Here is a 22577-nt window from a genome sequence, read left to right on the forward strand (position 1 = left end):
TAATGAACGAACATCTCGAAAATCTAAAAGAAATTCGCTCCTTGATGGAACGCTCCTCGAAATTTCTTTCGTTGAGTGGACTTTCGGGTATTTCGGCAGGCATATGTGCTTTGTTGGGTGCTTGGTATGCTCATCAAAAAATTCATATCGAGGGCTTATATTTGCTTTTCGACCCTACCGTTAGACAAGAAGTAGTACCTTTGCTTTTAGTTGATGCCCTATTGGTATTAGTAGGAGCTTTGTTTTTTGGAATATTGTTTACGGTCAGGAAATCTCGGAAACAAGGTTTGAATGTTTGGAATTCTACATCTAAACGTCTACTGTTCAGTATGCTCGTTCCATTATTTGCGGGAGGTATCTTCTGTTTGGGTTTATTATACAACGGTTTCTTTTGGATTTGCTTTCCTGCCACATTAGTTTTTTATGGTGTAGCTTTGGTTAATGCCAGTAAATATACGGTGCATGATACTTATTATTTAGGCCTGGGACAAATCATTTTAGGATTAATTTCGCTATTTTTGGCACGTTGGAATCTGATTTTTTGGGCAATGGGTTTTGGGGTGTTTCACATTATTTATGGTGCAGTAATGTATTTTAAATATGACATGGACTCAAAAAAATGAGTGAATTTAGAATTACTTTGAAAAGAAATACTTATCACTGTTGACCATCGACCGCATCGGCGATCGATCCGATGTTGACCGTGGACTATTTATGCAAATATTACAGAATTTTAATAAAGCATTTGAAAGCAAAGCTCGACTTGGTATTATGTCGGTGCTGATGGTTAATGACGAGGTAAGTTTCATCGTTTTGAAAGATCTCTTGTCAATGACTGACGGCAACTTAGCTACGCATTTACGTGCCTTAGAAGAAGCCAATTATATTACATTCAAAAAAGAGTTTATCGGCCGAAAACCAAGCACGGTTTATAGCGTAACAGAAGAAGGAAAAAAAGCTTTTGAAGACCACCTTAATGAACTTGAGAAGTTTATAAAAGGCACGTAGATATATATTTTTTTGCAAATTAACTTTGAAAAACAAAGTACTTTTTTTGAATCAAAAAGCTAAAATAAAAATGAAAAAACAGACCATTCAAACTGCCAGCCTGATAGGGCTACCATTGCTTTTTAATGCTATTTTTTGGGAAGAAGATTTTGGTATTAATCTATTTATATTCAGCAATTTAGTGATGTTTGTCTTGGCTTTCTTTTTGTTTCCTGAAAGTATTCGTAAACGTAATGTGCAAGTAGCTGTCGTGCTTACTTTGGTGTCGGGCTTGATGGTGCTTGTGCATAATTCGGTGGTGAGTAAGTTGGGGCATTTGGCATCGTTTTTTTTGATGATTGGTTTGATGCAAGAAAATCGCTCAAAGACACTTTTTGAAGCGGCTTTGCAATATATTGTCAATTTTTTTACGACATTTATCGAAGCTCCAAGATTACTACAACGAGCGTCGGAGTCGGCATTTGGTGAAAATAAGTTTGCCAAATTTATTAGCCGAAATATATTTTTGACCATCATCCCGATGTTGGTTTTTGGCGTGTTTTTCTTGATATTCTTCAATGCTAATCCTGTTTTTAATGAGTTGGTCAATAATTCTTGGAAATATGTAATTAGTCTTTTCAATCTCACTTTCGATGAAGCCTCTTTGGGTCGAGTTGTGTTTTTTCTATTTGCAACTTACCTGACTTTTAGCATAATATTTGATTGGGGTGTGGCGAAAAACCTTCTAAAACTATTTCCTCAAAATGAATATATTACGCCATCGGAGGAGGTTGCGGAAAGAGATGTAAATTTTCAACGCAACGAATACAAAATTGCATTAATGCTCATTGGTTCGGTGAATGTCTTGTTGCTGATTATTAATGTGATAGATATTAATTTTCTTTGGTTAAGCTTCGATTATTCGCAAGCGGGAAATCTTTCAAAATTGGTTCATGAAGGCACAGGAACACTTATTTTGAGTATCTTTTTGTCGATAGCCATTCTGCTTTATTATTTCCGCAAAGACCTTAATTTCTATCAAAATAATAAATTATTGAAATCTTTAGCCTACACTTGGATTGTGCAAAATGTGATTTTGATAATATCAGTCAGCCTACGAAACTACTATTATATTGATTTTTATGGACTGACGCATTTACGCATTGGGGTTGGTGTTTTCTTACTAATCACTTTGATTGGATTATGCACTTTATGGCTAAAAATTAAGGATTTTAAGTCGTTTTTCTATATGTTTCGTGTAAATACTTGGGCTTTGTATGCAGTATTTATGGGACTGACATTGGTAAATTGGGATGTACTGATTGCTCGTTATAACCTTTCGCATACATTCAAAAACGGCGTTGATTATAATTATTTACTAACGCTTTCCGATAAAACCCTGCCAATTATCTATGAAAATCGTGCTAAACTTCCAAATGAGGGAAATCAAGATTGGCTAATAGCAAGAATTGAACGATATTTTAAACGCCAAGAAGGATATACTTGGTGTTCATGGAATTTTGCAGATGAGGCAGCTGTTGAAAAGCTAAAGACTCAGATTGCTGCAAGCCCGCTTGTGCCAGTTGTTTCACCAAAAACTAACTAAAAAAATGGAAGAAGAACGCTGGATTAGGATGCTTCGAGGTTTGAATGTTTTGCCATTAGTTGTTTGTTTTCTTATCGGAATTCTGCTTATAGGAGTGGGAAAAGGCAGAGAATTATTACTTTTTCTAATACCTTTATTTTGTATAATTTCTTATTTTTTGGTTTATTCTATTGATTTAGAAGAGTCAAAAAGTATGAAAACAGCTTGTGTTTTTGCTATCAATCTAATCTCGACGACCTTTTGGTTGGTAGTATTTTCAGTACTTTCTGCTGAAATGTTAAAAACGATTGATATAGTGCCGATTTTGTTGAGTATTTTCATTATCAGTTATCCACTTTGTATGCTTTATTATAATTTCAGATTGTTTATGAATGAAATTTCAAAACCATCATGGTACGCTGATGACGCTGACGGTTCGCCGCTGCGATGTTCCACCGCAGATTGTTACGGATTTTTGTTCATAAAATTTATTACAAATCTGTACCACAAATACTATCTTATGTTTTCGTTCAAATTGAAACCGTTTATTATTTTTTTACTGCTGTTTTTGGTAGAAGTAGGCATTGCACTTTGGGTCGATGATGCCATTGTTCGTCCCTTTTTTGGAGATTTCTTAGCGGTAATTGCCTTGTTCTTTCTCCTAAAAACTTTTCTAAACTCGTCTGATTTAAACTTAGCTCTTTTATCGGTTGGTTTTGCATATTTTCTTGAATTCTTACAATACTGCCGTATTCTAAATCATTTGCCTTTCAAACCCAGTAAATATTTGGTCATTATCATCGGTAACACTTTTGATTGGCGAGATATTTTTGCTTACACGCTGGGTATTTTGGCTGTTTTTCTTTTCGATAAAGAAACCTTGGGTTTGAGCGAGAATAAGGTCTGACGGCAAGTCTGACCAAATAAAATAAATATCAAGAGCATGAATTTCGTACATAAAAACTCAATTGTCCGTGAAATTTGGGGCAATGCCGATACCATTTTGTTTATTTTTGGTGGGGCAGCGGCCGAATTTTCATTAAATAAAGCCGTCGATTGGCTCTATTTTACTGGCAAACTTCCCGCCGACCCACTCGGTAGATTATTTTCAACGGTGGTTTATGCCCAACAAATCATTTTTTCGGATGAACGAACAGCTCTTGCGGCTATTGATAAAATCACGGCAATTCATCAGTCAGTTGAGCAGAGTAGGGGCATGAAGATTCCCGATTGGGCGTACCGAGATGTACTTTTTATGCTCATTCATTATTCAATTTCGGCTTTTGAATTGCTCGAAAGAAAGCTGACTGATGCCGAGAAAGAAGAAATATTCGATGTTTTTAATAGGGTAGGGGAGCGAATGGGGTTAGAAAATTTACCGAAAAATCACACTGATTGGTTGGTAGTTCGTGAACAACATTTGCAAGAGAACTTGCTCAAAAGTGCCTTTACCGATGATTTATACAAGCAATACCGTAAGCATTTGGGCGTGTTTCGATATTTGATTTTGTGGGAAGGGCAAAAACTTGTCGTGCCACTTCGGGCAAGAAATTTACTGTCAATGTCTCGTTTTTCTGTTTTGAAGCCTTTTCTGCTACTTTATAAATTCACACAAAAAATTAAATTTGATAAATTCCTAAAACAAGCACTTTTACCGCCTGATTATGCTCAGCAGATTATGGCTTTGGATAGAATGGCTATTGATTAAGCATTAATAGATTTTCAGGTTGTTAGGGTTTAGTTTCTAAAAGTTCCTTGATATTCGAGGGACTTTTTTGCCGTTTTTTTTAAAGATACTTTTGAATTGTAATATATTACATCCTTAATTCTACATTCTTCATTCCACATTAGTACCTAAACCCAAACATTTTTCGTATTTTTGTAGGATAAATCAAAAAAATACGCTCGAATGAATGCTGGACAAGCTTATTGCTCTTTTTGTGGCAGACGTAAAAACGAAGTTGAATTATTAATATCTGGGTCAGAAGCGAATATCTGTAATTTTTGTGTCGAACAAGGTTTTCAATTAGTACAACAAGAATTAAACGGAGGAGTGACTCCACCTAAAAAAGAAAAGAAAAAGAAATCAGAATTACCAAAATTTGATTTAAGACCGCCAGTTGAACTCAAAAACCACCTTGACCAATTTATTATCGGACAAGATGAAGCCAAAAAAGTGTTGAGCGTGGCCGTATATAACCATTATAAACGCCTAACGCAACCTAAACGTGAAGATGATGTAATGATTGAGAAATCGAATATCATCATGGTTGGCGAAACAGGTACTGGTAAAACTTATTTAGCTCGCACGATTGCAAAAGTGCTTCAAGTACCATTTGCCATAGCCGATGCAACTGTTTTGACCGAAGCGGGTTATGTAGGCGAAGACGTAGAAAGTATCCTGAGCCGTTTGCTCCAAGCAGCCGATTTCAATGTAGAATTGGCCGAGCGTGGCATTGTTTATATTGATGAAATTGACAAAATTGCTCGCAAAGGCGATAATCCATCTATCACTCGTGATGTGAGCGGCGAAGGCGTGCAGCAAGGACTTTTGAAATTATTGGAAGGCTCAATTGTGAGTGTGCCACCACAAGGCGGACGCAAGCATCCAGAGCAAAAATTGATTCAGATAAATACCGAAAATATCCTTTTTATTTGTGGAGGAGCATTTGATGGTATCGACCGTCATATCGGAAAACGTATGAATACTCGTCCGATTGGTTTCTCAAACACGGGTAAAAGTATTGACCTTGCCAGCGATACAAGTTTATTGCGTTTCGTGACTCAGCAAGACCTTAAATCATTCGGTTTGATTCCAGAGTTGATTGGTCGTCTGCCTTTATTGACGTACCTCAATCCGCTCGACCGTTCGGCACTTCGTAGAATCTTGACTGAACCTAAAAATGCGTTGGTCAAACAATACAAAAAACTTTTTGCGATGGAAGATGTTAAACTCGAATTTTCGGATGAAGTTTTGGAGTATATCGTTGACCAAGCTATGGAGTTTAAACTCGGGGCAAGGGGTTTACGCTCGGTTTGTGAAGCAATCATGACCGATATTATGTACGAAATCCCGTCGGATAAATCAATCAAAAACTTTACGATTACGCTTGATTACGCACAAAATATGTTTGAACGTTCGGCGTTCTATCAGTTGAAAGTAGCAGCTTAGTTAAAGTTGAGAAAGAATATTTTATTGCCGTCTGCTTTAGCTGACGGATAAAAGAATCAAGTAACCGATAGACTTTAGTCAAATCGTAGTCGTGATTTAGACTAAAGCCAATCTTGTTTTAATCATTAATGACCGTCAGCTAAAGCAGACGGCAATGAAAAATAATTCTATTAAAGTCTCATTTTGTTGTCAAAATGAGACTTTTTTTATAGCTTTCACTATAAAATCTACAATCAATATGAATGTTGTTTTCTTGCACGGTTTTGGCGAAGATGCCACCATTTGGACCGACTTTCTGAAAGTTTTACCCCAAAAGCATACTTATTTTTGCCCTGATTATGCCTCACTAACCCATATCGAAAGTATTGATGGCTACGCTGATTGGTTAAAAGCATACACAAATGAAAAGGCTATTACTGAATCTGTAATCATAGGACATTCGATGGGTGGTTATATCGCATTGGCTTATGCTGAAAAGTTTGCAGATGAAGTTTTGGGCTTGGGGCTTTTCCATTCATCGGCTTATGCAGACAACGAAGAGCGAAAAGAAATTCGACTCAAAACCGCCCGTGTGATTGACCAGCAAGGTACGGCTAAGTTTATCAAAGGTTTTTACCCAAATATGTTTACCGAAGAGTTTAAGGGAAAAAATGCTGATTTTATTGAAAAACAAATCGAACGCTATGCCTATTTTCCAAAAGAAGCATTGATGAATGCCCAAATTGCGATGCGTGGGCGGCAAGATAAAACTTCAGTTTTAAAAGAAGCTGATTATCCAATTATGATTCTGGCAGGTGAAAAAGATACTTTTGTGCCGAAAGAAGCAGCATTGGAACAAATTACATTATTAAAGAATGACCAAAGTGTAGTTTTAGAAGGAGTTGCTCATGCAGGGATGTTTGAAAACCCAGCCGAAAGTGCTAAAGTTGTGACAGCATTTTTGTCGAAAATTTAAAATGTATAAAAGCACAAAAGCCAACATTTCTGCTGGCTTTTGTTGCATATATCTTAGGGCTGGGGGTTACTTCCAGCCATCATCCGAAGGCTTTGGTTTTGGGGCAGGTTTTTTTGCTGCTGCGTTTCCTTTGGCTGGTGCAACTGATGATGCCGTAGAAAAACCACCACCACTTGGACTTGATGAAGCAACTGCCACATTTTTCTCAACTCTCGAATACACACGGCTTACGATTTTCCATTCGCCATTGATTTTCAAGAGATTCAAGAAATCAACGAATTTAAAAGTTGGTAACTCTTCTTCAGTTACGGCTGTTGCGGCTGTGCCAGCATAGCTATAACTTACGATTTTGCTTGTCCATTTTGCTCCACCCGCAGGCACAGCCGCAATGAATTTTTTCACGGGCATTTCCGAAACTTTCCCTTCTTTACTCAGATTGCGTAAGTTGGCGTAAGCAAAAAATGCACGATTTAAGCGAGCTGTGTCGCCCACGGCACCACCATCCAGGTAATTACTGAGGGTTTCTTTAATCGCTTCATCTTCCGATTGTGCGAAAGTGCTTATCGAAATGCCTAAAAAGGCTACAAGTGCAAATAATGATTGGTTGAATTTCATCGGTATAGATATGTTTGTAATCCTGTGGTAAATTAACGAAAATATTTTTTGACTATTGCTATTATCTAATTTGTAAATTTTATAGTAGCACAGGTTTTGTTTTTAAATGCTTGAAAACCAGTGGCCTGTATGTTTTATTTGGCTGCATATTCCTTTATTACAGCACTAATATTGGCTTCTGAATTGCCCTGTTTTACTCTATTGTCAGCCAAAATTTGTATCACTCTTTGGTCTAAAAGTGAAAAACTATTAAAATCATAATTATTACTACTCATTACTGCCACCATTATTGATTTGGTGTTTTCGGTATGTCCGATGCCCAATGCGTGCGTGAGTTCGTGGCGTAAAACCCCATTTTGTATCGTAGTTGGAGCAGAGGGCGATAGCCATACAATTGCCTTCGTGATGGCATCACTTGTCCACTGCGTAAAAGTTGTTCCTTGAACCGAACTATTAGTTATTTTATAACTGGCATATTTATTATTGTGGGTAGTGGCATCAACTCGATTTATGATAATATCGGCTTCGGCGGCGGCCTCAGTTCTTATCATTTTATTATATTTATTTAAGGCGTTCATATCTGCCATAATTTTATCTAAAGCACTTATCAAAGCAGTTGTTCGGCCGCCGTCCCAATAAATTTTTATTTGAGTTTTGCTCGGAAGCCATTTTCTAATAGTCATTGCCGCAGTGCCTGCCGAATTTTTGAGTGTAAGACGCACAAAAGTATCATAAATTTCTTGGCTACTCGGTTTTAAAGTTGTTGTGGTGGAAGTGGATGTATTTGTCGAATTGGTAGTTGTATTACTAATTGGTGTAATATTCTCTTTTGAGGTTTGGCAAGCAATCGTAAGAAAAATTAATGAAATGGCTGTTAGGGTAATAATAATTTTCATTTTTGGTATATTTTATTTCAACTTCTCAATAGAACCTTAATAGTACTTTGTGTGAAAATTATACTAAAAATAGAGCAAATTTCGTACCATCAGAATCCGAAAAAACTTTTATTTTAGACTAACAGCAGCCATTGGATATAATTATCTAACGAAAAAAAAAATAATTTGTTACTTTCAGCATAAAATTCGTCAGAAGTGATGTAAATGTAATAATTGGTAGCTTTTACACCGAAAAGTAAATAAATTCATAAAAATAATGATTTTTTCCTTGAGGAAACTAAGTTTTTAATACATTTGCAATAGTTAAATTTTATTTACTCCAAAACCAAAAATTACACAAAATGGGATTAATGTCATTTTTTAAAGGTGTGGGCGAGAAACTTTTCGGAAGCAAAGAAGAAGCTGCACCAGTAGAACAAAAAGAAGAATTGAAAGCAAGTGCATTATTAGCACATGTTCAAAAACTTGGATTACCTTTCAATACCCTTACTGTTAAGATTGCTGGTGATACTGTAACCTTAGTTGGGGAAGTAGATAAGCAAGAAGATGCTGAGAAAATTGCTTTGGCAGTAGGAAATGTTGAAGGCGTACAGGTAGTTGATAACCAGTTGGTTGTAGCGACTCCAGAGCCAGAAGCAAAATATCATACTGTTGAAAAAGGCGATACTTTATCAAAAATTGCTAAAGAATATTACGGTGATATGATGAAATATCCTGTAATTTTTGAAGCAAACAAGCCAATGCTTTCACACCCAGATAAAATCTATCCAGGTCAAGTATTAAGAATTCCTGCTCTTTAATTTGTATAAGAGAAGTTATAGAAAAGCCTTTCCTGTAAATGGAAGGGCTTTTTGTGTTAATATCTGTAACCTAATTCTATTTTTCAATCACTATCTTTTTAATGATGGTTTTATCATCAAAAAAACTTTTTATTAGGTAAATGCCTGATGAATAGTGGTCTATGTTAAAAATTTCCTCCTGTTTTCCTATTCCTTTTAGTTTTCGTTCTTGGATTATTCTCCCATTAATATCTGTAATACTGATGCCTGCATTTTTAGATGTTGTCTTGAAAAACTCAACCACAAACTGCTCACTTGTTGGATTTGGGAAAATGTTTACTATATTTTCGACAGGCTTTTCAGCTGCTAAAGGCTCTAAAATTGTTATTTTAGCACTGCCATTTATGAAACCCAAACCACATGAGTTTTTGATTTCTTTTAGTGTGTAAGTGGTTGATTTAGAGGGTTTTACTTTGATAATAAATGGTGTTTGATTAGCAATAAATGAACGACCATCCGATAGTTTTAGTTCGGCAGGAAGTTCACCTGTCAGATTTACTTTCAGTAGAGTGCTATCTCCATTTAATAAGCTTGCATCGCCGCTGATGGTGGCGGTTGCGAGTGGAATAATGGTTACATTAATTTTAGCTTTTTTGCTTTCACAGCCATAGCTATTACTTTGGCTAACGAAGTAGCTTAATATTCCAACATTACCAGTCGGTGGAGTGATATTCAGAAATGGTTTTATATCAAGTTCGCCTGTGTACCATTTTAGATTTGTACCTATGGCAGTGAGAGCAGCAGTTGCACTGTTTTGACAAAAAGTATAGTTCTCAACAACAACAGGAGGTTGTGGAGGGGGGATAATACTTAAAGGCCCTAAAACTGAACTAAAATAGTTGGTGTTTTTGGCGGCCACTTTTATTCTGTATCCACTTCCAGTCTGAAAATTCATAGGGATTTGTGCCGAAAGCGTAAACAAAGAAACTTGGGTTGGTAAATCAGTATAATTATTGCCAGTTGGGTCAGAAATTTGAATAACTAATTGGCTATTGCTGGATAATTTACCAATTATTGAAATTGAAAGTCTAATATTTTGCCCCTGACAAATTGTACTGGTAGATAGTGCTTCGGCTTGAATTTGTGGCTGAATAACATTGATAGTCGCTGAACCACTAATGCTGCCAGTTCCGCACATATTTTTTACTGAAATAATTGAGTAGCTTGTGCTTTCAGTAGGTGATTTGGAAATTACATAAGAGTTTTGTAGAAAATTCTCAACCAAAGTCCCATCTGAAAGTTGAAAAGACCATGCTCCACTTCCGTCTAAATTTACAACTAAGTTGGTACTTTCACCAGCGTTAATGTTGGCGTTTGTGCTTGAAATAGTAGCACTTGGATAGGTTCTTACGGCAAAATGCTCACTGATAGGGCTGATAGTTTCGGGGCGTGTTGCTGTTAAGCGAATACGGTAGTTGTCTCCTTCGGGTAGCGTGAATGGTAGTTTTATCGCTATTTTGTCACCAATAAACTTTGATTCAATTCGTTGAAAATTCTTACCGTTTTTGTCCGAAATATCAACAAATAATTGATTGTTGTTCTCAAACATTCCTTCCAGATTAAACTTAATTTTTACCGAATCTCCTACACAATAAACTTTCTTATCAAGCTCGTCAACACTCAAAAAATTAGAATTTCTCGAAACAATTTGGTATTCGGCCAGCGGTGAAAAGCGAATAGCAAACGAAGCCTGCATTTTTTGGTATTGCTGTTCGGTGAAGACATTACCACAACGCTGCTGATACGACATAATATTATCAATGGGCGGACTGAAAGTATTACCGTGAGCATCTTGCAGATTTGAAGGTGTTTTTTCATCGCAATTAAAGGCATAAATGAGCGGCAGGCGTTCAAATGGGTCGGCTTGGGTGTCGCAGAGTTGGTCGCCAGTTGATACGCAGTTAGAGCCTGCTCCACGAGTGACGAGTTCTCTTTTGCTTATATCGGCATGATTGCTATCTTGGAAAGTGTGTAAAAGCCCAAAATAATGCCCGATTTCGTGGAGAAATGTCTTATTTTTTAGATTATTGAAATCGTCTTCGGTTCGCTCAAAATAAGAATAAAAAATACGATTGGTGCTTGCCGCATAGCTTGGCAAGGCGGCATATCCACTCAAAATCGTGAGATTTTGAAGCGTAATATATTTTACAAAATAGATATTAATGGCATCCGAAACATCGTTTGCCTGACGAAGAGCTGCTTCATCGACAATCTTGAAATCGGCGTATTGGTCGCTTTTTATCTGAAATACTTTATCGTTGTAGAGATAAAGTTGAATATTGATATTTTGCAGATACAGATTGGCGTTAGTGATGATAGCTCTTACATCCGATTCGTTCAAAAAACTACTGGCATTTGTACCCGAAACTACGTTTGCTTTTACGGCTACACGATAATTGTTAATTGCTCGTGCATTTTTTTGCTGCTTGAACTGCTGAAATAACTCAAGTAATTCTTGTTTCTGTTGGTTGTTTGGGGAAGGTGTACCGCACTGAAACTGAGCAAAAAGAATTTTGCCTTGCCCCAGCAGAAGCAATAGAAGTATTAAAATTTTTACTTTTTTCATTTATTATAAGGGACTCGCTCAATTTTCCATCGTGACAGCAGCGATGCATTTTTTACAGCAAAAATTTTGCCGAAGGAATATTTGGGACTGTATTTTTATATAAAGATAACAAATTGATGGGCTTGGGAAGAAATGTTCGTCAGAATTTGAGTTAATTTCTCAAGGCTTTTATTGAATGGTCAATAAAAAAACTTCATGCCAAAATCTTATAACGGAATCGTAATTTTTACCTCCGTACCTTCGAGAAGGTCTTGATAAACAATGAAATCGTGCTTTGTTGAGGAGTTGGATAGAAGTTTTAACCGTTCTTCGGTAGCCAAAGTAGAGAAGGAATCGAACTGCCGTATTCGCTTTGCGTTTATTTCTTGAGCTTTTACTCGGCCGATTCCGTTGTCGGTTACGGTACAGATAATGTTTTCTTCGGTAGTGTCTAATTCAAAATGTATTTCAATTGATTTTTCGCCGTTTTTGTGCAGTAAACCGTGCCGAATGGCATTTTCGACAAATGGCTGAATCAATAAGGGTGGAATTTGATGATAATCTTCGTCAATCGTATCGCCAAGCGTGATAGCATAACTGAAACCTTCTGAAAAACGCATCTTTTCGAGGTCGAGGTATTTGGTCAAAATTTCGATTTCGGTAGCAATTGGAATGCTTTTTTTGCTCGAAACCTCTAAAACTTGGCGTGTAAGATGAGTGAAATTGCTCAGTTGGTCGCTGGCGGTAGATTTATCGCCAAATAAAAACTGTTCTTGAATACCATTGAGCGTATTGTACATAAAATGCTGATTCATTTGCGATTTGATAGCCGTAAGCAAATGCACTTGTAGGTTCTTTTCGAGTGTTAATTTCTCGGCTTGCAGTTCGGCTTCCCGCTTGACACGTCTGATGTTTTGACTAATGAAAAAATAGGCCACGAGTGCAATTAACCCAAGAATTAAACTCCAAAACCAAAACGTTTTCCAGAAGGGTTGATTGATGCTAAACTTAAACGAAACTATTTTGCTTTCAAGCCCATCGGTATCGACGGCTTTTATTTGCACTTGGTAGTTATCGGGCGAAAGTTCGGGTAAACTTAGTGTATGTGCATTGGCGGGTAAGAGTTCCCAGTTTTTATTATTGATTTTATAATAGGTTTTTATTTCGCCGATATTTCGGTACGATAAAACTGAAAAATGAATGTCAATATTATTTTGATTGTAGTCAAGCGTTTGATTATCAGTTAATTGTATTTGTTTTTTGTTACTTTCAAAATCGTTGATGATGATTTTGGGCGGAAAAATACTTTTACTGGCTTGGTTAGTCGGAAAGCTAACTAAACCCGATAGTGTTGCCACATAGACGGTGTCTTTCACGAAAGCCAAGTCTTTGAGGTCGGCTTCGGGTAGGCCGTCGGCTTTCGTAAAGGTCTTTATTTGTTGGGTGGAAAAATCGTAGGTTTGTACTGCTCGTTCGGTGAGCCACCAAAGCTGATTATTATAGTATTTGATTTTATAGATGCCATCATCTTCGAGTCCAGATTCTTTGTTGAGGTGTTTTACTACCCGATTGTTTTCAATAAAATAAATGCCTTTGGTGCTGGTAGCGGCAAAAATCGTACTTTTTGAGCCTTCTCGTATGGCCAATTCTAAGGCTGAAATCGTTTCGTTTTGGGCTTTGATTTCGGATTGCTGCTTGGCCGAATCTAACCGCCAAAGCCCGTTTGAAGTAGCAAGAAAGATGGCTTTAGTGGAAGTATCAATCACGGCTGAACGAAATCTAACCGCTCCGACACTAAACTGCTCAACTTTATGTGCAGGATTCCAATCGTAAGTTCCTGTAAAGCCCGTTGCAGCTACCAAAACTTTGTTGTTATCATACGTTTTAATGTCTTTTATTGCATATTTCCCGACTGGAGTTACTTTTTTGGTCTTAATGTCAATCTGATAAAACATATCAGAGCTAAACAATATTCTCTTTTGTTTACTATCGTAATGTAGCGAAAACACTTCATCGTTGGTGCGGCCATTGTGCAGGTTTTGCTTGCTTAGTGTTTTTAGATTCAGTTGGTAAACTTCGTTTTTGGTAGTACCAAATACGATACTATTTTCTTCACCGATGGCTCGAAGCTTAGAAAAGCTAAGTTGGGGAGCAATTACTTTCATGCTCAACGATGGGACAAACAAAATGCCTGAATTGATGGTAGAAATCCAGAAGTTTCCTTCGTTGTCTTTGATAGTAGCCGTAATATTTTTGTCAGTAATGTTGGGGAAATATTGTTTTTTTAGGCTTTGTGTATCCACCAAATAAAAACCAGAAGAAGTATAAACTCCTAAATATTGCTGGTCGATTAAACTCATGTTTTGAACGAGACTTGCCCCGACAAGCGAAATTTTACCCGTTATTTGTCCATTTTTAAGCACAAAAATGTGCGTTGCGTTGAGTTTTGGTATAAAATAGATTTTCTTATTGTAAACCGCATGATAAAAAGCATTTGCCTGTTTGGGTATCGAAAATTCGATTTGTTTACCATCAGACGAAGTACCAATTATTTTGTTTAAAAGCTCTGAATATCTATAACAATATTGTTTGTCGGTACTGGCATGTGGCGATGGTGATTCTTGAAAAACGGTTCGAGTAATTTTTTGGAGTTTTATATCAAAGATTCTTACGCTACGATTTCCCAATGATAATAGGTAGCGACCTTCCAGGATACGTCCTTGATAAAAATTGCCGATTGGCTTGAGCTGATGACAGAAGTTAAGGCTGTCGGCTTCGGTATAGAAAAATTGCCCCGAGAAATTCTGACACCAGATTCGGCCATTACCGTCTTCTATCAAATTACTGAGCGATTTTCCATCTTGTTTTTTGCTCGAAAAAAGCTTGAACTCGCTGCCATCGTAGCGATAAAGACCTTTGTCGGTGCCAAACCACATAAAACCACGTTTATCTTGCAATAAATCATAGACGGTATTGGTGGGCATTCCGTGGGCTTTATCGAGTGATCGATAACTAAAATCTTGACTAAAACTGACTTGAAAAAAGAATAAAAAAAAGGGTGTGAGTAATTGGCGAATACTCAGATACCAATTATCTAACTCTTTACAAAATGAAGCAGAGAGCTTTGGTTTTTGGAGGTAAAGTTTCGATATGGATGAAAGAGTAAACATTTTTTATAACAGCATGATGTGGGCTTTAGCTTAAAGGAATCTTGATGGTCACTTTTGTGCCTGTCGAATTTCCGTTAGTATCTTTTAAATCTTCGTAATATACAAAGTCGTTGGTGTTGAATTGGTTGCTGAGTAATCGGAGACGTTCTTCGGTGGCGGCAGTCGAAAACGACTCGTGTTGTTGGATGCGTTTACTCTTGATTGCGGCCGATTTTTCACGCCCAATACCATTGTCTTCAACGGTGCAAATGATATTCTCTTCGGAAGCATCTAAATCGAAATTGATGTAGATTTTTTTGTCTCCTTGCTTGTGCATGAGGCCGTGCTTGATTGAATTTTCAACAAATGGCTGAATCAGCATCGGTGGAATTTGATGATAGTCTTCGTCGATATTTTTGCCTTGTGAAATCTCGTATTGGAAACCATCGGCAAAGCGAATTTTTTCGAGTTCGAGGTATTTTGTCAGAATCTCTTTTTCGGTTTCGAGCGAAATGCGTTTTTTGCCAGAAATGGTCAGGATTTGGCGAGTTAAATACGTAAAATTGCCCATCTGCTCATTCGCCAAGTTTTTATCACCAAACATAAATTGCTCTTGAATGCTATTGAGAGCATTGAACATAAAATGCGGGTTCATCTGGCTTTTTAAGGCTTTTAGTTCGCTTTCGGTAGCTTTTTGTTCGATTTCGATACGTCGTTTGGCTTCTTCGAGTTGGTTTTGTAAAATTTCATTCTCTTTCTTAGCCCTAAATCTTGTAAACGAAAAATAGCTGATAGAAGCCAAGGCCAAAATACTTGCCAAGATACCGTAGATAAGGGTAGTTTTTCGTTTTGATTCAAGTTCAGAGATTTGTGTTTGCTGTGCAAGGGTTTTTATTTGTGCTTCTTTTTTCTCGGTTTCGTACTTGGTGTTTAGCTCTTGAATAGATTTGTTTTTTTCAATACTAAAAAGGCTATCTTTTAGCTGCGTATATTTTTGCAGATAAAGATATGCATTTCGGAAATCGTTTATCTTTGAGTAATTTTTTTGTAACTCAAAGTAAATATCGCTCATACCTTCGTTATCTTGGTTGGCGATGCTAATGGATTTTGCTTCGTTGAGGTATTTAAGACTTTGTACGGGTTGCCCCAAAATAGCATATACTTTGCCTAAATTTTTGAGATTTTTCCCTCGCACAAAATCTACATGGTTTTTTTCGATTTCGGTTTTGGCTTGTTCAAACAGAATCCGTGCTTTTTCGTATTGATTTAATTCAAAATAAGATTTTCCTAAATTATCAAGCGTTAGAGCAATTCCAAAACCAATATTTAGCTTTTTACAGATACCCAACACACTTTCATAAATTGGGATTGTTTTGGCAAATTGCTTGAGATTTGTATAAGAATTAGCCAAATTTGTAAGAATAGCCGCCCGATTTTGAGAAAGAGTGTCGCCTCGCTGAATCAGAAGCTGGTCGGCTTCGGTCAATAATTGAATGGCTTTATCATCATGAAATGTATGTGAAAAAACATTCGCCAAATTACTTTTTCCGATGATTATATTGGGGTAATCTTTGGTTTGCTCGGCTAATTTTAGAGCCTGTAAGTAGTAGCTGATGGCTTTATCATTTAAAGCTCGATTGAAATAATAATTACCGATACAGTTGAGCGACCTAATTTTGCCGAGTCGATAGTTTAGTTTATTGGCAATTTGATTTGCTTCGGTGGCCATTTTTAGCACAAGCGTATCGGCTCTGAATGTGGCAGCTACACAGGCATCAATCAATAGCTCGGTACGGATGGTATCTTTTTGTGGATGATTTTTTAAGTCTTTCAGTAGGTTTTCGTAAGTTTTTTGTCCGAAAGATTCAAACGAAAAGCAGAAGATTAGAAAAATAATTAGGTGCTTCATAGTTTATAGGTCAGGTCATTATTGTAGTTGTTTTTACTTCCGTTGTTAGTGTTCTCACTGATAATGGCAAGAATTATAGCATTAAAGCGGTCTTGTCTGTGGAGACACTGACAATGGCATTAGCAATGACAAAAATTCTGACATATGTGCCATTGTTCGTATTTTCAAATTAACAACAATGGTATAATTTCATACCTTCACTCCCGCAATAAATTCATCAAATTCTTTCACTTTTTCACGGGCAATTGGGGCCGAGAAGCCATTCGCAAATTCTATCATGGCTCCATCTTTTTTATTGTATTTCATAATCTGATGCGTGTTTATCAGATAAGAGCGGTGTATTCTGTAAAAGCGAGTATCATTTGCCAGCAGCTCATCAAATTCTTTGATTTTTTTGCTTACGAGGATTTTTCCTGTATTCGTAATCACATTGGTGTACGAACCATCGGCTTCAAAGAAATAGATGTCTTCGAGTTGGACGAACACTAAGCTATCGGCCATCGGGAGAGCAATTTTTTGGAGTTTATTGACACTCAAGTTTTCCTTCAAGACATTCACCCGTTGAATGATTTGGTTTTGACCCACCATTTTGACTGCCTTTTCGGCGGCGGCTAACACTTTTGAAATACTGATTGGTTTCAGAATATAATCAACGGCCGAAACCTCGAAGGCTTGCAGGGCAAAATCAGAATAAGCCGTACAGAAAATTGTCTCGAACGTAGGCTGATTGAAGTAATCAAAGAGCATAAAGCCATTTTCTTCGGGCATTTCGATGTCCAAAAAAACAAGGTCAATCGTGTGTTTATTGATAAGTTTTACAGCCGATTTTACATCAGAAGCTTCATCAATTATATGAATCATCGAACAGTGTTCGGTAATTATCTGGCGAAGCAATGAGCGTGCCGCAGGTTCGTCATCTACGATGATGGCGTTGAGAGTCATAAGTATAAACTAAAAATGAGAGGTTAAATATATCACTTAGTTTTTAGAAATAACTAAATAAAGTGTGGATAGTTTGAAATCCTTCGTGAAACAAAACCTACGATTCATGATTTACAGGCTACATTTCATGGAGTTGTAATAAATACGTACAAGCAAGCAATGTAGTTTTGAGACATCAAAATAAAAAACTCAAAACATCATTATTATCATGAAAAACATATTTTTTGCAATCGCCCTTGTCTTCATCGGATTAACGACGCCAGCTACTCAAGTAAAAGCTCAAAGCACTTTTCAGAAAGAGCAGCCACAAACTTTTTTTATCAGAGCCAGCCAACCAAATGCCAAACAATCAGTGGCCAAGGTTTTATCTTCCATGTTTGGAATGAACTTCGGAGCAACCATGAAACAGCTTAATCAAGGTGGAGTTGTTGTTTTGTCTCTAAAAAAAGGTGAAACAAAAGAAGAAGCAGCCTCCATCAAATCGGCACTCGAAGCAGCAGGTGCTGAGGTTGAGGTGAAGTAAATTATCCATTAAAATAATAGTTACAATCTTACTAAAATGAAAAAAGTACTATTTGCCTTTTTGATGATAATTGCTTCATTATCAGGTTTTTCTCAGTCATTCTCAGTCGATAATAAGAGTTTGTCAGTGCCACGTTATGCCAACCAAGCTGCTATTAATACTGCAAATCCTACACCGACTGCTGGTAGGTTGGTGTATGACAACTCGCTTAATCAATACGCTTACTATAATGGAAGTGCTTGGACAAACTTTCCTACTTCTTCGAGTCCAGCTTCTAACCTTTGGTCATTAAATCAAACAACAGGTCGAATTGAAGCTAATTCAGGAGCTCCGGCGGGTATTGAGGCCAACAGATTCACTTCAAACGGTGTAACTTCGGCAACTGCTCCATTGATTAATTCAATTGGTAATGCCAATACATTCGTGCGTTTTGGGCATCCGCAGGGCAATTACGCAATTATGCAAGAGTCCACAACTGGTTTTAGTGTAAACGGAACAAGTATCAATTGGCGATATTATGATAATGCTAACCCACAGGTCATTACTAATTTGTTTGGTTATACGGGTAGTACCAATACTTTCACCCACAATAGTTTTACAAAGTTAGGCGACGAAGCTACGACTACAACAGCAGGAGTTACGAAGTCTTCGCCTGCTATCAAAACATTGCTTCTTACTGGCTCTCTGACCCCTGGGAGCAGCCCAGAAACAAATGCCAGTTTGCTTACAACAGTACCTCATGGCTTAAATTATAGCAAAATTATCGAGACAAAAGTATTAGTCAATGGTGTAGGGATGAATGGTGGCTTTTTGGTTGAACCAAATTTTGTTGATAGCAGGGGAGTAGTTACTGGACTTCAATATACTACCTATAATGATGGAAACAATGTTTATATTATCAGAAATGGTACAAATAGTACTAATATAAGACCAGTGGCTGGGGCTACTACGGCAACGTATAGGATTCTTATTACTTATATCCCTTAAGAAAATCTGACATGAAAAAAATACTATTTTCAATCATTTTAATAGCTTTCTCTATATTAGGCTTTTCGCAAAGCGTAACTATCTTGCCAACCAGTACGCTTGGTGGTGGAAGTAGCCAATGGACAACTGTGGGTAACGATATTCATTACGGTGCTAATGGTATCGGTAAGGTTGGTATCGGAACATCAACCCCGTTTTATCCACTTGTGGTTAGAGGTACTACTGGTGCGAATGACACGCCTCTTTTTCAGATTGAGCGAGCGAATAATACTACTCCGTTTTTATCATTTGTGAAATTCGGTGGAACGAACTCCAATTCGCAACCTGTAACACCTGGGGAAATGGGGTTGATTGCATTCGGTGGCTCGATTAATAATAATTATGGTTGGGGTTATGGTGCAAGCATCAGAGCAGTGGCCAGAGGTATTTTTAGTGGTACAAACTATCCTGGGCAATTAGAGTTTTCCACCACTCCTGCAAGTAATCCTTCAGGACCGCAAATTCGTATGACCATCAACGAAGAGGGTAAAATAGGTATCAATAATAATACGCCTATTTCTCAATTAGATTTGCGTTATGATGGTTTATCTACGTACGGTGTTCATAATCCTATGCTAAATATCAAAGGGCCTGATAATACGGTTGTTCATACTCGCTATTCAAACTCAGCAACAACCAATTTTTCGATTTTGCAGGAAGTGACACCTAATCCTGCACTGAATAACTCAAGTATCAGATGGCGTTGGTACGACAATGCTGTTCCGAGTGTAGGTACAACCATGTTTCAGTGGGCAAACAACTCTTTCGATATTACGGGGGCTTTGAGTACAACAGGCAATGCCAGCTTTGGAGGTACTAATACCACTTTGGGAACGAGTAGTTTGAGAGGAAAAGTAACCATCGGAAGCACTATTGCTGCAAGTGCAGGTTTAGAGATTCAATCAAATAGTACACTTGTTGCTTCGCCTGATATTTACCTAAAATCAAACAATAACATTATCAGATATGGCAATGTAACTGGCAATGCGGGTATGATGCAATCGGTAATCAACTCGGCAACTCCAGGCAGTGCTTCGATGTCGTTTGTGCATTTAGATAACGCTACTCCTCCGACACAAACAGTAATGATGTCTTTGGATGGCGAAGGTGACATGACAACCTTTGGTTTTACAAAATTGGGTGGTTCGGCGGCCGATGTACCTGCTATCAAAACAAAAATCCTTACGGGTAATATTGCTCTCAATTCAAGTGGATTTACCACAGCCGCAGCACATGGGCTAACAGCAAGTAAGATAATTGATATAAAAGTTTTGGTAACGGGTTTATCGAATATCACTGTTTCAGAAAATTTTGTGGATAAGCGAACTACTGGTGCAATCGTTGGTTATGAATTTTCAACATTTTTTGATGGAACATCTGTCTATATCACGAGACACTCAACCAATGGGTTTAACATTGGCAATGGTGGTGGGCTGGTTTCTACCTATAAAATTTACATTACTTACATTCAGTGATGGTTATTTTATCGAAATAAAAAACTCTCGAAAGCCAAGTAACATTTGAGAAGGTTTTTTATAGAAAATTTTCAAAATGCTTTATGGAATCAAAGCAACAGTTCGTGTATGTAGAATGGTCTTTCGTGAAGTAAACAAAAATAAATAAGTGCTGCCATGTAGCTTTGTTTCATCAAAAAACAATAATATTACCATGAAAAAAATACTATTATCATTTGTTTTCATAGCATTTGCCATTTCGTGTTTCGCTCAATCATTCTCGGTTGATAACAAAGGACTTTCTGTACCGAAGTTTGCCGACCAAACAGCAATTAATGCAGCTATTTCGACCCCAACTACAGGAACATTGGTTTACAACAATGCTCTTAATCAGTATGCTTATTACAATGGTAGTGCGTGGACTAATTTTCCAGCAGCACCCAATAGTGGTAGTCAATGGCAAACAACAAACTATTACACCCCCAACGATATTCAGTTTAATGCAGGAAATGTGATTATAGGAAGTGTTGCAACGAATAGATTCTTACAAATCCAAAATCAAAGTAACCTTGCTACCAGTTTAGAATTACTTGCATTATCTACTACTAACCAGATGAGGTTTACTTCTATAAATCCATCGGCGAGTTTCAATCAAAAATTCGTTGGAGGTTCTACCGCAGCAACTTCAACGCTTTCATGGAATCACGTAGATTTGAATAACAATCAGGCCGAAACCCCATTGATGTCGGTACAAGGAAATGGAAACTTTACTGTTAATGGTTTCTCAAAATTTGGCGGCTCAACTTCGGCCTTTCCTGCCATGAAAACAATGATGCTAACTGGAACAACCGCAGCATCTGGACTCACAACAACAGTAGTGCATGGCTTAACGGCATCTAAAATTATTGGTTTTCAAGTAATAGTTGCAGGTGGAGTATCAAGTGATATTTATGTGCCAAGTAATCATCCTGACCCAGGTATGACTTTCTTTAGTGCTTATGATGCAGGCTCTTTCTATATCACAAGAAGTAGCTCAAATGGCTCGCAGTTAATATCTAAACCCTACAAGATTCTGATTACTTACACGAATTAATCTTTATAGTCATGGAAGCTAATATAAAACTCGAAAATACGCTTGTACATGTAGGCGGACGCAAGAAATTACCAACCCGAAATATCATCAACATGGATGCCGATGAAAACTATACCATTATAACCATGAATACGGGACAGAAGATAATTGTGGCTACAACCTTGAAGAAAATTGAAGCCAAAGTAACCGATTTCAAAAATTTCGTTAGGGTCAATAAATCAACGATTTTGAATACAGACTATGCCCGTTTGCACGAAAACACGTTTATTCTTCCTGACAAAAGAGTAGTTGAGTTTTCGAGAAGAAAATGGAAAAAGTTTCAGATAGAAAATTACTAATTATCAAATTTAAACATTTATGAAAAAGGTTTTAATTAGCCTATTGTTTTTGAGTGCATCGTTTGCAAATGCCCAAAATGTTGTTGAATTAACAGAAGATAAACCTTCGGCCAACAACGGAATAGAATATACCTACACGATTCGTAATGAGCGTACGGAAGATACATATTCTCGCTATGAAGTAAGCGTGATGGCACAAAATAAAAGCGGGTGCATGCTGATATATTTCAAAAAAGCAGGAGACGAACTCAATAGTATTTTTGAAGGAGACCCATCGGCAATCGCACGTTTTGAGTGTATGAATGCCACTGGAAAGCGTCTTACATCGAAAGGAGCAAATGTAAAAGCAAAACCTTTCAAAGTACCTTATATTCAAAATGGTACAACCATTCAGGTAGAAGGTGGTTTTTTGTTAAAAAATGGCTCAACTGTATCAACTGACCTTATCGTGATTGTACCAAAGGGTGAACGACCTAAATTTAAGGTTCGTACACAACAATTTGCCGAACTGACAGATTGATCTTATAGCTCAAACTCTTGAAGAAGGGT

20 protein-coding genes are annotated in these 22577 nt (G+C 37.3%); 14 read left to right on the forward strand and 6 right to left on the reverse strand.

What is annotated here, in order from left to right:
* The first annotated feature begins 2 nt into the window (after positions 1–2).
* From A6M55_RS13350 to A6M55_RS13380, 7 genes are all read left to right on the forward strand, one after another.
* Entirely contained in the window at positions 3–623 is a 621-nt protein-coding gene (locus A6M55_RS13350; RefSeq protein ID WP_064198092.1) for a hypothetical protein, read from the forward strand.
* Between the two features lie 91 nt (positions 624–714).
* Complete coding sequence (locus tag A6M55_RS13355; RefSeq protein ID WP_064198140.1) at positions 715–1008, forward strand: transcriptional regulator; 294 nt, start codon at positions 715–717, stop codon at positions 1006–1008.
* A gap of 70 nt (positions 1009–1078) precedes the next feature.
* Complete coding sequence (locus tag A6M55_RS13360) at positions 1079–2593, forward strand: DUF4173 domain-containing protein (protein ID WP_156511067.1); 1515 nt, start codon at positions 1079–1081, stop codon at positions 2591–2593.
* Positions 2594–2597: 4 nt separating this feature from the next.
* Positions 2598–3479 (forward strand): DUF2809 domain-containing protein, encoded by an 882-nt coding sequence (locus A6M55_RS17590; protein ID WP_229235540.1) that lies wholly within the window; start codon positions 2598–2600, stop codon positions 3477–3479.
* Positions 3480–3515: 36 nt separating this feature from the next.
* On the forward strand, positions 3516–4280 hold the full coding sequence (locus tag A6M55_RS13370) for an oxygenase MpaB family protein (RefSeq protein WP_064198094.1): 765 nt from the start codon (positions 3516–3518) through the stop codon (positions 4278–4280).
* A gap of 201 nt (positions 4281–4481) precedes the next feature.
* Positions 4482–5744, forward strand: coding sequence for an ATP-dependent Clp protease ATP-binding subunit ClpX (clpX, locus tag A6M55_RS13375; protein WP_064198095.1), 1263 nt, complete (start codon positions 4482–4484; stop codon positions 5742–5744).
* A gap of 238 nt (positions 5745–5982) precedes the next feature.
* Positions 5983–6699, forward strand: a complete 717-nt coding sequence (locus A6M55_RS13380) for an alpha/beta fold hydrolase (protein WP_064198096.1) — start codon at positions 5983–5985, stop codon at positions 6697–6699.
* 66 nt (positions 6700–6765) lie between these two features.
* Here the strand turns inward: A6M55_RS13380 and A6M55_RS13385 are convergent, their stop codons facing one another.
* Entirely contained in the window at positions 6766–7314 is a 549-nt protein-coding gene (locus A6M55_RS13385) for a nuclear transport factor 2 family protein (protein ID WP_064198097.1), read from the reverse strand.
* A gap of 134 nt (positions 7315–7448) precedes the next feature.
* Complete coding sequence (locus tag A6M55_RS13390) at positions 7449–8210, reverse strand: DUF2927 domain-containing protein (protein ID WP_064198098.1); 762 nt, start codon at positions 8208–8210, stop codon at positions 7449–7451.
* Positions 8211–8551: 341 nt separating this feature from the next.
* Between A6M55_RS13390 and lysM the strand changes: the two genes are divergently transcribed.
* Positions 8552–9010 carry a peptidoglycan-binding protein LysM gene (gene lysM / locus A6M55_RS13395; RefSeq protein ID WP_064198099.1) on the forward strand — a complete coding sequence of 153 codons (459 nt, stop codon included), beginning with the start codon at positions 8552–8554 and terminating at the stop codon, positions 9008–9010.
* Between the two features lie 76 nt (positions 9011–9086).
* Here the strand turns inward: lysM and A6M55_RS13400 are convergent, their stop codons facing one another.
* The 4 genes from A6M55_RS13400 to A6M55_RS13415 all read right to left on the reverse strand — a co-directional run bounded on the left by A6M55_RS13400 (position 9087) and on the right by A6M55_RS13415 (position 17594).
* Complete coding sequence (locus tag A6M55_RS13400; protein ID WP_064198100.1) at positions 9087–11615, reverse strand: T9SS type A sorting domain-containing protein; 2529 nt, start codon at positions 11613–11615, stop codon at positions 9087–9089.
* 206 nt (positions 11616–11821) lie between these two features.
* Entirely contained in the window at positions 11822–14764 is a 2943-nt protein-coding gene (locus tag A6M55_RS13405; RefSeq protein WP_064198101.1) for a histidine kinase, read from the reverse strand.
* A 25-nt stretch (positions 14765–14789) separates the two neighbouring features.
* Complete coding sequence (locus A6M55_RS13410) at positions 14790–16652, reverse strand: tetratricopeptide repeat protein (RefSeq protein ID WP_064198102.1); 1863 nt, start codon at positions 16650–16652, stop codon at positions 14790–14792.
* Positions 16653–16841: 189 nt separating this feature from the next.
* Positions 16842–17594 (reverse strand): LytTR family DNA-binding domain-containing protein, encoded by a 753-nt coding sequence (locus tag A6M55_RS13415; RefSeq protein WP_064198103.1) that lies wholly within the window; start codon positions 17592–17594, stop codon positions 16842–16844.
* Positions 17595–17802: 208 nt separating this feature from the next.
* Here A6M55_RS13415 and A6M55_RS13420 point away from each other — a divergent pair, with 208 nt between their 5' ends.
* From A6M55_RS13420 to A6M55_RS13445, 6 genes are all read left to right on the forward strand, one after another.
* Entirely contained in the window at positions 17803–18117 is a 315-nt protein-coding gene (locus tag A6M55_RS13420; RefSeq protein ID WP_064198104.1) for a ribosomal protein L7/L12, read from the forward strand.
* A gap of 36 nt (positions 18118–18153) precedes the next feature.
* Positions 18154–19104 carry a hypothetical protein gene (locus A6M55_RS13425; RefSeq protein ID WP_064198105.1) on the forward strand — a complete coding sequence of 317 codons (951 nt, stop codon included), beginning with the start codon at positions 18154–18156 and terminating at the stop codon, positions 19102–19104.
* 11 nt (positions 19105–19115) lie between these two features.
* Positions 19116–20618 (forward strand): hypothetical protein, encoded by a 1503-nt coding sequence (locus A6M55_RS13430; RefSeq protein ID WP_064198106.1) that lies wholly within the window; start codon positions 19116–19118, stop codon positions 20616–20618.
* A gap of 193 nt (positions 20619–20811) precedes the next feature.
* Positions 20812–21690, forward strand: coding sequence for a hypothetical protein (locus tag A6M55_RS13435; RefSeq protein ID WP_064198107.1), 879 nt, complete (start codon positions 20812–20814; stop codon positions 21688–21690).
* Between the two features lie 11 nt (positions 21691–21701).
* The gene (locus A6M55_RS13440; RefSeq protein ID WP_064198108.1) at positions 21702–22028 is read left to right on the forward strand and encodes a LytTR family DNA-binding domain-containing protein; all 327 of its coding nucleotides are present in this window, start codon (positions 21702–21704) and stop codon (positions 22026–22028) included.
* A 19-nt stretch (positions 22029–22047) separates the two neighbouring features.
* Entirely contained in the window at positions 22048–22548 is a 501-nt protein-coding gene (locus A6M55_RS13445) for a hypothetical protein (RefSeq protein WP_064198109.1), read from the forward strand.
* Positions 22549–22577: the final 29 nt, after the last annotated feature.

The sequence above is a fragment of the Emticicia sp. MM genome, assembly GCF_001649495.1.

Bases quoted from the DNA above. Each gene is read 5' to 3' on its own strand.
- lysM (WP_064198099.1), top strand. From the start codon at position 8,552: ATGGGATTAATGTCATTTTTTAAAGGTGTGGGCGAGAAACTTTTCGGA.
- A6M55_RS13410 (WP_064198102.1), bottom strand. From the start codon at position 16,652: ATGAAGCACCTAATTATTTTTCTAATCTTCTGCTTTTCGTTTGAATCT.
- A6M55_RS17590 (WP_229235540.1), top strand. From the start codon at position 2,598: ATGGAAGAAGAACGCTGGATTAGGATGCTTCGAGGTTTGAATGTTTTG.
- A6M55_RS13350 (WP_064198092.1), top strand. From the start codon at position 3: ATGAACGAACATCTCGAAAATCTAAAAGAAATTCGCTCCTTGATGGAA.
- A6M55_RS13415 (WP_064198103.1), bottom strand. From the start codon at position 17,594: ATGACTCTCAACGCCATCATCGTAGATGACGAACCTGCGGCACGCTCA.
- A6M55_RS13440 (WP_064198108.1), top strand. From the start codon at position 21,702: ATGGAAGCTAATATAAAACTCGAAAATACGCTTGTACATGTAGGCGGA.
- A6M55_RS13390 (WP_064198098.1), bottom strand. From the start codon at position 8,210: ATGAAAATTATTATTACCCTAACAGCCATTTCATTAATTTTTCTTACG.
- A6M55_RS13420 (WP_064198104.1), top strand. From the start codon at position 17,803: ATGAAAAACATATTTTTTGCAATCGCCCTTGTCTTCATCGGATTAACG.
- A6M55_RS13360 (WP_156511067.1), top strand. From the start codon at position 1,079: ATGAAAAAACAGACCATTCAAACTGCCAGCCTGATAGGGCTACCATTG.
- clpX (WP_064198095.1), top strand. From the start codon at position 4,482: ATGAATGCTGGACAAGCTTATTGCTCTTTTTGTGGCAGACGTAAAAAC.
- A6M55_RS13435 (WP_064198107.1), top strand. From the start codon at position 20,812: ATGAAAAAAATACTATTATCATTTGTTTTCATAGCATTTGCCATTTCG.
- A6M55_RS13405 (WP_064198101.1), bottom strand. From the start codon at position 14,764: ATGTTTACTCTTTCATCCATATCGAAACTTTACCTCCAAAAACCAAAG.
- A6M55_RS13355 (WP_064198140.1), top strand. From the start codon at position 715: ATGCAAATATTACAGAATTTTAATAAAGCATTTGAAAGCAAAGCTCGA.
- A6M55_RS13370 (WP_064198094.1), top strand. From the start codon at position 3,516: ATGAATTTCGTACATAAAAACTCAATTGTCCGTGAAATTTGGGGCAAT.
- A6M55_RS13425 (WP_064198105.1), top strand. From the start codon at position 18,154: ATGAAAAAAGTACTATTTGCCTTTTTGATGATAATTGCTTCATTATCA.
- A6M55_RS13400 (WP_064198100.1), bottom strand. From the start codon at position 11,615: ATGAAAAAAGTAAAAATTTTAATACTTCTATTGCTTCTGCTGGGGCAA.
- A6M55_RS13380 (WP_064198096.1), top strand. From the start codon at position 5,983: ATGAATGTTGTTTTCTTGCACGGTTTTGGCGAAGATGCCACCATTTGG.
- A6M55_RS13430 (WP_064198106.1), top strand. From the start codon at position 19,116: ATGAAAAAAATACTATTTTCAATCATTTTAATAGCTTTCTCTATATTA.
- A6M55_RS13385 (WP_064198097.1), bottom strand. From the start codon at position 7,314: ATGAAATTCAACCAATCATTATTTGCACTTGTAGCCTTTTTAGGCATT.
- A6M55_RS13445 (WP_064198109.1), top strand. From the start codon at position 22,048: ATGAAAAAGGTTTTAATTAGCCTATTGTTTTTGAGTGCATCGTTTGCA.